Below are 11,951 nucleotides of genomic sequence, written 5' to 3' on the forward strand. Positions count from 1 at the left end.
CTCCCGCACCGCCGACACCACCACCACCGCCGAAGCCGGCCGACAGCGCGGCTGCGGCTCCCGCTCCTGCGCCTCCGCCACCTGCGGCTCCAGTCGCGGCGCCGGCACCGGCGCCCGCGCCTGCTCCCACCCCGAGGCCGCAGATCGAGGCCGCCCTGCCCCCGCCGCCACCGCCGGTGAAGCCGGTTGATCCCGTTCCTGCGCCGAGCACGGACGGTGGGCCGAGCGCTGCCGCCCTGGCTGACGATCCCACGATCAAGAGCCTGACTGCCAAGATTGCCGCCAACCCTGACGACGTGAACGCGCTGTACCGCCGCGGCCAGGTTTATGCCAGCAAGGGCGCCTACAGCCTCGCCATCAAGGATTTCGACGACACCCTCCGGATCAATTCGAAGGACGTCGAGGCCCTCAACAACCGCTGCTGGACCCGCACCGTGGTCGGCGACCTCCAGGCCGCGCTGAAGGATTGCAACGAGGCGCTGCGGCTGCGGCCGAACTTCGTCGATGCACTGGACAGCCGCGGGCTCGTCAATCTCAAGTCGGGCGCGGTGAAGAATGCGATCGCCGATTTCGACGCGGCCCTGAAGATCAACCCGCGCCTGACGTCCTCGCTCTACGGACGCGGCCTTGCCAAGCAACGCAACGGCTCGGCCCAGGAGGGGGCGCTGGACATCGCCAATGCCAAGGCGATGGATCCGAACATCGTTCAGGAATTCGCAAGCTACGGAGTGCGCTAGTATTTTTTTGAGTCGGACCCCCGTCCAAGGCTCGAACCTTGAACAGCCCTGGGAAGACCAATGGGCGGATGCCGCAACAGGCTTTTTCGGGGGCGTGTTGCTTGAATTTTGAGAGCACGTGAGCTGGCTGCGCAGGAGGGACTGGGAATGAGATCGGCTGCAAATTGGCTTACCGCGATTCTGTCCATCATCACCGTCGGCGCCGCGCTGTCGCTGCCGACCTCGGCCGCATATGCGGGCGATGACGGCAACAGCAAGAATATCACCGAGGACGAGATCGTCCGCGCGCTGGCGCCGGCGCCGAAGAAGCCCTTGACGCGCGGCCTCTCGATCGGTCCGCAGACCGCCCCTGCACCGAGCGCGACCGACTCCAAGCTGATCCAGTCGGTGCGCGGCCGCTCGACGCGTTCGCTGTCGTCGACCGAGCGCGAGGAAATCGCCTTGGCCGCCAAGGACAAGCCGAACATCGATCTCGAGATCACGTTCGACTACAACTCCGCCAATATCAGCGCCAAGTCGCTGCCCTCGGTGCAGGCGCTCGGCCGCGCCTTGACCAGCCCGGATCTGAAGGGCTCGACCTTCGTGGTCGCCGGTCATACCGACGCCGCCGGCGGCGAAGCCTACAACCAGGACCTCTCGGAGAGTCGCGCCGATTCGATCAAGCGCTACCTGGTCGAGAAGTACAGCATCTCCGCGACCGATCTCGTCACCGTCGGCTACGGCAAGAGCAAGCTCAAGGACCCGAACCAGCCGCTGGCGGAGGCCAACCGGCGCGTGCAGGTCGTCAACATGGAAAACAAGACCACCGCATCGAAGTGAGCACGACGAATCCATTGCCAGTGACAAGTCGTGATGTCGTGTAAGGTCTCGTTTCCAAAGCGCGTCCCGCAGCCTTGCGGGACGCCGCTTCATGTCAGAAAAGCGCTCCGTTTGGGCCTCGCGCGGATGGCCGTGAGCCAGGTCAGGATGATCCGGCGATGAATTTGACTGAATATCTCAAGCCGGCCGGAACCGTGCTGTTCGTCGCCGCGCTCGGCATCGGCTATTATCTGTTCGAGCATCGCAAGCGTCCCGAGCCGAAGGAGACGCAAAGCGAGGCGCTCGTCATCGTGACGAAGTCAACCAATGCCTGCTTCTCCGATCTGGTGCGGGTGACCGGCTTCTTCGTGCCGCGCCGCGAGGCGGTGGTCGTTGCCGATCAGGAAGGCTCCAGGGTCACCGACCTCCTGGTCACCGAGGGCACGATTGTCGCCGACAATCAGGAGCTGGCGCGCCTGACCGCGCCGCCGCAGATTCCGGGCCAGCCGCAGCGGCCCGGCCCGCAAGGCCCGATCTCGCTGAAAGCCCCCGCGCCGGGCCTTGTCACCGAAGTCCGCACCATCGTCGGCGCGCCGGCCTCGCCGCAGGCCGGTCCGATGTTCCGCATCGCCGTCAACAACGAGATCGAGCTCGACGCCCAGGTCCCGGCGGTGCACATGTCCAAGCTCACCTCCGGCGCCACCGTGCGGATCAGCCGCGACGATGCGCCCGACCTGATCGGGCGGGTCCGGCTGGTTGCACCCGAGATCGACCGCGCCACGCAACTCGGGCGGGTCCGCATCAGCGTCGCCAACAACCCCTCGCTCAAGGTCGGCGTGTTCGCTCGCGCCTCGATCGACGCCAAGCGAAGCTGCGGCGTCTCGATCCCGAAGACCGCGATCGATCACCTCACGGTGCAGGTCGTCAAGGGCAATGTCGTCGAGACACGCAAGGTGCGGGTCGGATTGTCGTCCGACAGCGCGACGGAAATCCTGGAAGGGCTGCAGGTCGGCGAAATCGTCGTGGCCGACGCCGGCTCTTCGCTCCATGACGGCGACCAGATCAAGACCATGTTCGCCGATGAACTCGATCGCACGCGGGTACGCTGATGGCTCTCAATATCTCGGCATGGTCGATCCGTAATCCGCTGCCGTCGGTCGTCTTCTCCATCATCCTGCTGGTGCTGGGCTGGGTGTCCTTCACCAAGCTTGCGATCACACGGCTGCCCTCGGCCGACATCCCCGTGATCTCGGTGGCGGTGTCGCAGTTCGGCGCCGCACCGGCCGAACTGGAATCCCAGGTCACCAAGACGGTTGAAGACGCGGTCTCCGGCGTCGAGGGCGTCAGGCACATCACCTCGTCGATCACCGATGGCCTGTCGGTCACCACGATCCAGTTCGCGCTCGAGACCAACACCGACCGCGCGCTCAACGACGTCAAGGACGCGGTGACGCGCGTGCGCTCCAACCTGCCGCAGAACGTCACCGAGCCGCTGATCCAGCGCGTCGACGTCATCGGCCTGCCGATCGTGACTTATGCCGCGATCTCGCCCGGCAAGACGCCGGAGCAGCTCTCCTATTTCGTCGACGACGTGGTCAAGCGCGCGCTGCAGGGCGTGCGCGGCGTCGCCCAGGTCGAGCGCATCGGCGGCGTCGAGCGCGAGATCCTGGTCTCGCTGGATCCCGATCGCCTGCAGGCGATGGGCCTGACCGCGGTCAATGTCAGCCAGAGCCTGCGCGGCACCAATGTCGACGTCGCCGGCGGCCGCGCCGAGATCGGCAAGAACGATCAGGCGATCCGCACGCTCGCCGGCGCCAAGACGCTTGGCGATCTCGCCGGCACCATGATCCCGCTGTTCGGCGGCGGCGAGGTCCGGCTCGACGATCTCGGCACCGTCACCGACACCATCGCCGACCGCCGAACCTTCGCCCGCTTCAACGGCGAGCCGGTGGTCGCGCTCGGCATCAAGCGCTCCAAGGGCGCCAGCGACGTGAAGGTCGCCGAGGCCGTGCAGAAGCGCATCGACGCGCTGAAAGCCGCCTATCCCGACGTCGACCTGAAGGTGATCGACACCTCGGTCGAATACACCAACGGCAATTACCACGCGGCGATCTCGACCCTGTTCGAAGGCGCGATCCTCGCCGTGATCATCGTGCTCTTGTTCCTGCGCGACCTGCGCGCCACCATCATCGCCGCGATCTCGCTGCCGCTGTCGATCTTCCCGGCGTTCTGGGCGATGGACCTGCTCGGCTTCTCGCTGAACCTCGTCAGCTTCCTCGCCATCACGCTCTCGACCGGCATTCTTGTCGACGATGCCATCGTCGAGATCGAGAATATCGTCCGGCACATGAACATGGGCAAGTCGCCCTACCGGGCCGCGCTCGAGGCCGCCGACGAGATCGGCCTCGCCGTCATCGCGATCTCGCTGACCATCATCGCCATCTTCGCGCCTGCGAGCTTCATGTCGGGCATTGCCGGACAGTTCTTCAAGCAGTTCGGCATCACAGTCTCGGTGCAGGTGTTCTTCTCGCTGCTCGCCGCGCGCTTCGTCACGCCGGTGCTGGCCGCCTATTTCCTCAAGCACAGCACGCACGAGGAGCCGCCGCCCGGCCTCATCCTGCGCTCCTATCACCGCATCGTGGCCTGGTCGGTGAAGCACTATTTCGTCACGGTGCTGATCGGCCTCGGCGTCTTCGCCGCCTCGATCTGGAGCATCACGCTGCTGCCGCAGGGCTTCCTGCCGGCCCAGGACAGCGCGCGCTCGCTGCTTGCGCTCGAGCTGCCGCCGGGCACCCAGCTCGCCTACACCGAGAAGGTCACCGAGGACATCGTCGCGCGCCTGCGCAAGCGGCCCGAGGTCAAGAGCATCTTCGTCGACGGCGGCCGCGTCCCGCCGGGCACCCAGGAGGTGCGCCGCGCCGCCCTGATCATCAATTACACGCCCAAGGACAGCCGCGACATCACCCAGCGCGAGCTCGAATTCTCCATCAGCCAGGAGCTGGAGAACGTTCCCGATATCCGCTTCTGGTTCCTGGACGAGAACGGCCTGCGCGCGATCTCGCTGGTGGTGACCGGCGTCGACCCCAACATCGTCAACAACGTCGCGAGCGAGCTTGCGACGCAGATGAAGCGCATTCCCACCATCGCCAACGTCATCTCAGAAACTTCGCTGGAGCGCCCCGAACTGCGCATCGAGCCGCGCGCCGATCTCGCCGCACGGCTCGGCGTCTCCACCGAAAGCCTGTCGCAGACCATCCGTGTCGCCACCATCGGCGACGTCGGACCGGCACTCGCCAAGTTCGACGTCGGCGACCGCCTGGTGCCGATCCGCGTGCAGCTCGAGGACGCCGCCCGCGGCGATCTGAAGACGCTGGAGCAGCTCCGCGTGCCGCTCGGCGAGCGCGGCGAGAAGGGCGGCGTGCCGCTTTCGGTCATCGCCGACGTCAAGCTCGACCAGGGTCCGACCAGCATCGGCCGCTACGATCGCGAACGGCAGGCGACCGTTGCCGCCGACCTCGTCGGCTCCGCCGCGCTCGGCGATGCCACCAAGAAGATCTACGACCTGCCGGTCATGAAGACCCTGCCGAAGGGCGTGAAGGTCTCGCCCTCGGGCGATGCCGAAAGCCTGAACGAATTGTCCGAGGGTTTTGCGACCGCCATCACGGCGGGGCTGATGATGGTCTATGCGGTGCTGGTGCTGCTGTTCGGCACCTTCCTGCAGCCGATCACCATCCTGTTCTCGCTGCCGCTCTCGATCGGCGGCGCGATCGCGGCCCTGCTCGTCACCGGCAAGCAGCTCACCACGCCGGTGTGGATCGGCATCCTGATGCTGATGGGCATCGTCACCAAGAACGCGATCATGCTGGTGGAATTCGCCATCGAGTCCATCAAGGCCGGCACGCCGCGCGAGGAGGCCATGATCGACGCCGGCATGAAGCGCGCCCGTCCGATCGTGATGACCACGATCGCGATGGCCGCGGGCATGATGCCGAGCGCCCTGGCCGTCGGCGCCGGCGGCGAATTCCGCTCGCCGATGGCGCTCGCGGTGATCGGCGGCCTGATCTTCTCGACCCTCCTGTCGCTGGTGTTCGTGCCCGCGATGTTCATGGTGATGGACGATTTCGGCGCCCTGATCTGGCGCTTCGCCAAGCGGCTGATCGTGCACAGCGAGGATGCGGAGACGGACCATCATGGGGCTGCGGAGGCGGAAGCCAGGCCGGCGGTGACGAGCGTCGCACGGCCCGCGGCGGAGTAGGGTCCACGCCAGCTTGGAAGCCCACGGTGGCGCAAGTCGTTTGCGTCCGCTAGCCTATGGCATGGCCTTCGCGCGCATCACGATGGACCCTGCCGTCTGCACTGGCAAAGCTTGCATTCGCGCGCTGCGTTTTCCGGTTGCGCGGCTGCTCGGCCTGCTGGCGGCCGGCGAGACGCGCGAATCGATCCTCAATGAATATCGGTATCTCGAGCGCGAGGACATCGATGAGGCACTGCGGTACGCGGCGTTCCTCGCCGAGGATCTAGCCGTCGATCTGTCTCCACCCGCCGAGCAAGAGTGAAACTGCTCGCCCTACTCGTTCCGCGCGATCGCGGTCAGCTTGGTCATGTTCCGCAGCAGGATCCGGCCGCGCTGGAGATCGAGGATCGCTTCCTTGCGCCAGGCCTGGAGCTGGCGGTTGACGCTTTCGCGGGCGGCGCCGACGAAGACGCCGAGTTGCTCCTGCGAGATGTGGACCTCGGAACCGAAATCGGCGGCGAGCGCGCAGAGCCGCCGCGCCAGCCGCACCGGCAGCGGCTGCAGCATGGATTCTTCCATGCGCTCGCTCTGCCAGCGGATGCGCTGGCACAGCAGCGCGATGATTTTGATCGCGACCTTGGGCTCGCGCTCGAGGAAGCCGAGGAAGTCTTCGCGCCGCAGCACGAACAATTCGCTGGCCTCGCCCGCGGTCGCGTCCGCCGTCCGGTTCTGGCCGTCCAGCACCGCGACCTCGCCGAACAGGTCGCCCGGCCCCATGAAGTTCAGCGTCAGCCGGCTACCGTCGGCGGCGCCGGTCTCGATGCGGACCTGGCCGCGGCGCACGCCGAACAGCGCATTGCCGGGATCGCCCTTCTGGAACAGCACCTCGCCGCTGGCCAAATGCTGGGTGTGGCAGAGATTAGACAGCCGCTGGAGCTCGTCTGCGCCAAGATCGGCGAACATCGGATTCATCTTCAGGATGACCGCAAATTCGGCCTGCTTGCTCATGTCAATGTCCTTGTGAACGTCCTGGTCATCGTCTCTTGGCAAATCGTCTTGGCAAATCGCTTGAAACCATCAACTTCAGGATCGCGTAAAACAGCGCCGGAGAAGTGTGTCATAAGTCACATAACTTTGCAGCACCCCCTGACTATTTTTACGCGCTTGGAGCCGCTTCCCGTCCGGGGATAAACTCCGGGCGCAAAGGACGGGTGATCGGCCGGGTTCGGCGCGGATTGTCCGTCGCTGGAAAGTCGACATGAGAGCATTGAAATTCGTCGGCGGGGCTTTGGCCGCCGTCATCGTCGTGATCGCACTTCTGCTCGTGGTCGGGATCCCCTCGGGCTTCCTGACCTCGACGATCGCCTCGCGCCTCGAGAGTGCGACCGGCTATCGGCTGTCGATCGACGGCACCACCAAGATCAGCCTATGGCCGACGCTGAACGTCACGCTGAACGACCTCACGCTGGCCGACCCCAAGGACCGCAGCGGCATCACCCGCCTGACGATCGATCGCGTGCAGGCCGACATGTCGCTCGCGAGCGTGTGGTCCGGCAGGCCCGAGATCAGCGAGCTCGTCGTCACCCATCCCGTGCTCTACCAGCCGCTGCTCCGCGAACGCCTGCCGAATGCAGCCGCGCCTGCGAAGCCGCTCGCGCTCGACACCAAAGGCGCCACCATCGACCGCATCAAGGTCACCGACGGCGAAGTGGCATTCTCGCGCCTGCGCGACCGTGTCGAGGGCCGCATCAGCGCCATCAACGCCGACGCGACCCTGGACCGCGACCGCAAGGTCAATATCACCGGCACCGCGCGTGTCGGCGATCACCCGACCAAGTTCGACATCAAGGCGGCCTCGCCGACCGAACGGCCGGCGTTTCATGTGGATTTCGCCGTCGACATGCCCAGCGTGCTGAAGTCCCAGCTCACCGGCCAGGCCGAGATGCGGCTGAGCGGCAATGTCGTGATGATCAACGGCGTGAACGGCAGGCTCGGCGATGGCGCCTTCAACGGCTGGGCTTCCGTCGACATCGCGAGCAAGCCGCTGGTCAAGGTCGATCTCGACTTCCAGCGGCTCGCCATGCCGCTGGCGAAATCGCCGGAAAGCGTGTCCGGGCAGCCCTGGAGCAACGCGCCGATCGACGTGGTCGGGCTCAACTATGTCGATGCGCAAGTGCGGATCTCCGCCAACGAGGCCGTGATCGGCGATGCGCGCATTGCGCCGCTGGCGCTCGACGCCAAGCTCGCCGGCGGCGTGCTGAAGGCCGGCACGGCCAATCTCGGCGCCTATGGCGGCCAGGTCTCGGGCGAGGTGATCCTGGACGCGACGACCGGCGCGCCGAGCTTTGCGATGCATTCCGACCTCGTCGGCGTGCGCGCGCTGCCGCTGCTCCAGAGCCTTGCCGAGTTCGATCGCATCGACGGCAAGCTGCAGGCCAAGCTCGCCCTGCGCAGCGCCGGCAACAGCCAGCGCGCGCTGATGGCGAACATGCAAGGGACGGCCTTCGTCAATTTCCAGGACGGCGCCATCCGCGGCATCAATGTCGCGCAGATGATCCGCTCGCTGACGACGAGCACGCTCTCCGGCTGGCAAGGAAACCAGAACGGAAACCAGGACCCGAGCCAGGAGCAGAGCACGGATCTGTCGCAGCTCTCGGCCTCCTTCCGCATCGACAAGGGTCAGGCGGTGACGACCGATCTCAACCTGATCGGGCCGCTGGTGCGCGTCACCGGCGCCGGCACCATCGCGCTCGACACCAAGATGATGGGCTTTCGCGTCGAGCCGAAGCTCGTGATGACGACCGAAGGCCAGGGCCGCACCTCCGAGCCGGTCGGCTTCGGCATTCCCGTGATGATCCAGGGCTCCTGGTCGCAGCCGCGGATCTATCCCGACATGGCCGGCATGCTGGACAATCCCGACGCCGCCTATGCCAAGCTGCGCGAGATGGGCAAGGGCCTGTTCGGCCCCGAGGGCGCCGGACTCGGCAACATCCTCGGCAGCCTCGGCCTTGGTGGCACCGTCGCGCCGGGCGGCAATGCAACCGGCAATGCCAATCCGCAGGGCCAGCAAGCGGGGCAGAACAATCTGCTCGGGGGCCCGCTCGGGGAAGCGATCGGCAATCTGATCCAGCAGGGTCTCTCCAGCGGCGCGGGGAGCGGCACTGGCACCGGCACCGGGCGCAACCGCAGCCTGCCGGCAACGCCCTCCACGCCGGCGCCGCAGGCCTCGCCTGCGCCCCCCGCCCTGGAGGACCCGCCGGCCGCGCAGCAGGACAGTCAGCCAATGAACGACGTGCTGCGGCAGCTCTTCAACCGCTAAGCTCCCTCCTTCGAACAGATCGGGCTGCGACCATCGCCGCCCGTCCACCTGCCCAGGAGGCCACAGGGGGTAACCACACCGGCCGGTCCCCGGCCGCGCGACGGCCCTTCGGTCCAAATTGTGCTAGAACGGCTTGGAAGGGCCTGTACGGCCCATAGCGCGCAGCGTCAGTGGCGGCGCGAGAGGATCGGGATGGCAGGAGCGAACGACAAGACACGATCTCTGCGCGAGGGCCTGTTCGCCAAATACGTCGTCTCCCTCGTCGGCCTCGTCGTGTTCGTCCTTGCCATCAACGGGGCGATGGAGACCTGGATCTCCTACCGCGCGACGCGGACACAGCTGACCGACGGCCTGGAGGACAAGGCGCAGGCGGCCGCCCGGCGCATCGAGCAGGCGATTTCCGAGCTCGACCGCCAGATCAGCTGGGTGACGCGCGCGAGCCAGGACACGCTGGAGAAGCGCCGCGCCGACTATGCGTCGCTGCTGCATCAGGTTTCCGTCGTCAACCAGCTGTTCCAGCTCAACGGCGACGGCCGCGAGGTGCTGCGCGTCTCCAGGCAATCGACCACCACCGGCGGCAATGCCGACCTCTCCCGCGACGTGCGCTTCACCGACGCCGTCGCCCGCGGCGTCACCTACGCGCCGGCCTGGTTCGCCGACCGGACGCCGTTGATGTCGATCTCGGTGGCGCATTCCGGCTTCAATGCCGGGGTCACCGTGGCCGAGATCGACCTCGGTTTCCTCTCCGACTTCCTGTCCGACGCGCAAGTAGGCAAGGCCGCCTTCGCCTATGTCGTCGATCCGCGCGGCCGGGTGCTGGCGACGTCATCGAAAGGGCCCGAGATCGGCAAGGACCTCTCCAAACTGCCGCAGGTGGCGGCCGCGATCGCGCCCGGCCACGAAGCCGAGACGTCGGGCACCGACTTCAATGGCCATGCGGTGATGAGCGCCGCGAGCATCGTGCCGAAGCTCGGCTGGAGCGTGCTGTTCGAGCAGCCGACCACGCAGGCCCTGATGCCGATCCGCGACCAGCTGGTGCGCATCGCGCTTCTGATCGGCATGGGCCTGATGGTCGCGATCCTCGCCGGCACGCTGCTCGCCCGCCGCATGATCATCCCGATCACGGCGCTGCGCGACGGTGCGCATAAGCTCGGCGAAGGCGATTTCAGCCACCGCATCGACGTGCACACCTCCGACGAGCTGGAAGACCTCGCCGGGCAGTTCAACCGCATGGCCGACCAGATCCAGGAGACCTATTCGAACCTGGAGAGCAAGGTCGAGGAGCGCACCCGCGATCTCGCGCAGTCGATCCACGAGCTCAAGGTGCTGGAGGAGGTCGGCCGCGCGGTGGCCTCCTCGCTCGATCTCAACGCGGTGCTTGCAACCATCGCCGCCCGCGCCATCGAGATCACCCGTGCCGATGCGGTGCTGATCTACGGCTTCGACGCCGAGACACGCCGCTTCAACCTGGTCGAGGCCAACGGCATCGACAAATCCGCCGAGGGCGCGCATGTCACCATCGCCCAAGGCGGCAACATCCTGAGCGATGCCGCCGACAGCGGCGAGCCGATCGCGCTGGCCGAGCTCGGCGATGCCGCCGAGCAGCCGCTGCGCGAGGCCGCGCTCGCGGCCGGCTTCAACTCGGTGCTGGTGGTGCCGCTGATCGACCAGCAGGGCACGCTCGGCTCGCTCGTGGTACTGCGCCGCGCCACCGGGGCGTTCGCGCCCAGCATCATCGGCCTGATGCGCACCTTCGCCAACCAGGCCGTGCTGGCGATGCGCAATGCGCAGCTGTTTACCGAGGTCGACCACAAGAGCCACGCGCTGGAGGCGGCGAACACGACCGTGCGCGCGCAAGCCGACAAGCTCCGCGAGCAGACCGAGCAGCTCAAGGACTGGAACAAGTCGCTGGAGGAGCGCGTCCGGACCCAGCTCGGCGAGATCGAGCGCATCCGCAAGCTCGAGCGTTTCCTGGCGCCGCAGGTGGCGCAGCTGATCGCCTCCTCCGACAGCCCCGAGGGGTTGCTCACCAGCCAACGCCGCGAGGTCACGGTGGTGTTCTGCGACCTGCGCGGCTTCACCGCGTTCACGGAGGCGACCGAGCCGGAAGAGGCGATGAACGTGCTGCGCGAATATCACGCCGCGCTTGGCCAGCTGATCTTCAAGTACGAGGGCACGCTCGACAAATATGCCGGCGACGGCGTGATGATCCTGTTCAACGCCCCGATCCAGTTCGAGGACCACACCAAGCGCGCTGTGAAGATGGCGGTGGAGATGCGCGACACGATCGGCCCCCTGACCGAGCGCTGGCGCAACCGCGGTCATAGCCTCGGCTTCGGCATCGGCGTCGCGCTCGGCTATGCCACGCTCGGCCAGGTCGGCTTTGAGCAGCGGCTGGAATATGCCGCGATCGGCAGCGTCACCAACCTCGCCTCCCGCCTCTGCAGCGAAGCCAAGCCCAACCAGATCGTGGTCAGCCGCCGCGTCTACGGCATGGTCGAGCCCTGGGTCGAAGCCCGCGCGCTAGATGATCTGCAGCTCAAGGGATTTAACCACCCGGTACTGGCGATGGAGATCCTGAGCTGGCGGGAGGAGGTGGAGAACGTGGTGGATGCCGCGGCGGTGCGGCGGCGGGGCTAGCCAAAACAAAAGTGCGAAAACAACCCCATGCACAGTAGGGAAGGCTTTCAGAACACAACGACTTTTTCCAGAGATGCGGATTTTACGAAATTTGGATTGACTGTCGGGCAAAACAGGGGTAGGATGGCATCATCGGAGCTTGTGTATGAGGTGCCTTTAGCGCACCCGTCGTTGCTTTCGGCTGATGCAATTTGGCCGCGCGAAAAACGCATCGCTCGCTTCC

At 66.4% G+C, this 11,951-nt stretch carries 8 protein-coding genes; 7 read left to right on the top strand and 1 reads right to left on the bottom strand.

All coding sequences use genetic code 11. From position 1 onward, the window contains the following. From I6F33_RS34855 to I6F33_RS34875, 5 genes are all read left to right on the top strand, one after another. Positions 1-737 (top strand): tetratricopeptide repeat protein (locus tag I6F33_RS34855; protein WP_225145545.1); only part of this gene is annotated, 737 nt, incomplete at its 5' end. Between the two features lie 147 nt (positions 738-884). Further along, positions 885-1,556 (top strand): OmpA family protein, encoded by a 672-nt coding sequence (locus tag I6F33_RS34860; RefSeq protein ID WP_225145546.1) that lies wholly within the window; start codon positions 885-887, stop codon positions 1,554-1,556. A 158-nt stretch (positions 1,557-1,714) separates the two neighbouring features. After that, positions 1,715-2,644 carry an efflux RND transporter periplasmic adaptor subunit gene (locus I6F33_RS34865; RefSeq protein WP_036015974.1) on the top strand — a complete coding sequence of 310 codons (930 nt, stop codon included), beginning with the start codon at positions 1,715-1,717 and terminating at the stop codon, positions 2,642-2,644. Further along, positions 2,644-5,790 carry an efflux RND transporter permease subunit gene (locus tag I6F33_RS34870; protein WP_109141777.1) on the top strand — a complete coding sequence of 1,049 codons (3,147 nt, stop codon included), beginning with the start codon at positions 2,644-2,646 and terminating at the stop codon, positions 5,788-5,790. Before I6F33_RS34865 ends, I6F33_RS34870 begins: the two co-directional genes overlap by 1 nt. A gap of 61 nt (positions 5,791-5,851) precedes the next feature. After that, positions 5,852-6,091 (top strand): DUF433 domain-containing protein, encoded by a 240-nt coding sequence (locus I6F33_RS34875; protein WP_225145547.1) that lies wholly within the window; start codon positions 5,852-5,854, stop codon positions 6,089-6,091. A gap of 11 nt (positions 6,092-6,102) precedes the next feature. On the opposite strand, the gene I6F33_RS34880 is transcribed toward I6F33_RS34875, so the two are convergent. Beyond that, positions 6,103-6,777, bottom strand: a complete 675-nt coding sequence (locus I6F33_RS34880; protein ID WP_036044931.1) for a Crp/Fnr family transcriptional regulator — start codon at positions 6,775-6,777, stop codon at positions 6,103-6,105. Between the two features lie 250 nt (positions 6,778-7,027). Between I6F33_RS34880 and I6F33_RS34885 the strand changes: the two genes are divergently transcribed. Both I6F33_RS34885 and I6F33_RS34890 read left to right on the top strand, forming a co-directional pair. Further along, positions 7,028-9,088 (top strand): AsmA family protein, encoded by a 2,061-nt coding sequence (locus I6F33_RS34885; RefSeq protein ID WP_225145548.1) that lies wholly within the window; start codon positions 7,028-7,030, stop codon positions 9,086-9,088. Between the two features lie 192 nt (positions 9,089-9,280). Next, positions 9,281-11,728 (top strand): adenylate/guanylate cyclase domain-containing protein, encoded by a 2,448-nt coding sequence (locus tag I6F33_RS34890; RefSeq protein ID WP_225145549.1) that lies wholly within the window; start codon positions 9,281-9,283, stop codon positions 11,726-11,728. Positions 11,729-11,951: the final 223 nt, after the last annotated feature.

It is taken from the genome of Bradyrhizobium sp. BRP20 (assembly GCF_020194215.1).
GTDB classification, from domain to species: domain Bacteria; phylum Pseudomonadota; class Alphaproteobacteria; order Rhizobiales; family Xanthobacteraceae; genus Bradyrhizobium; species Bradyrhizobium yuanmingense.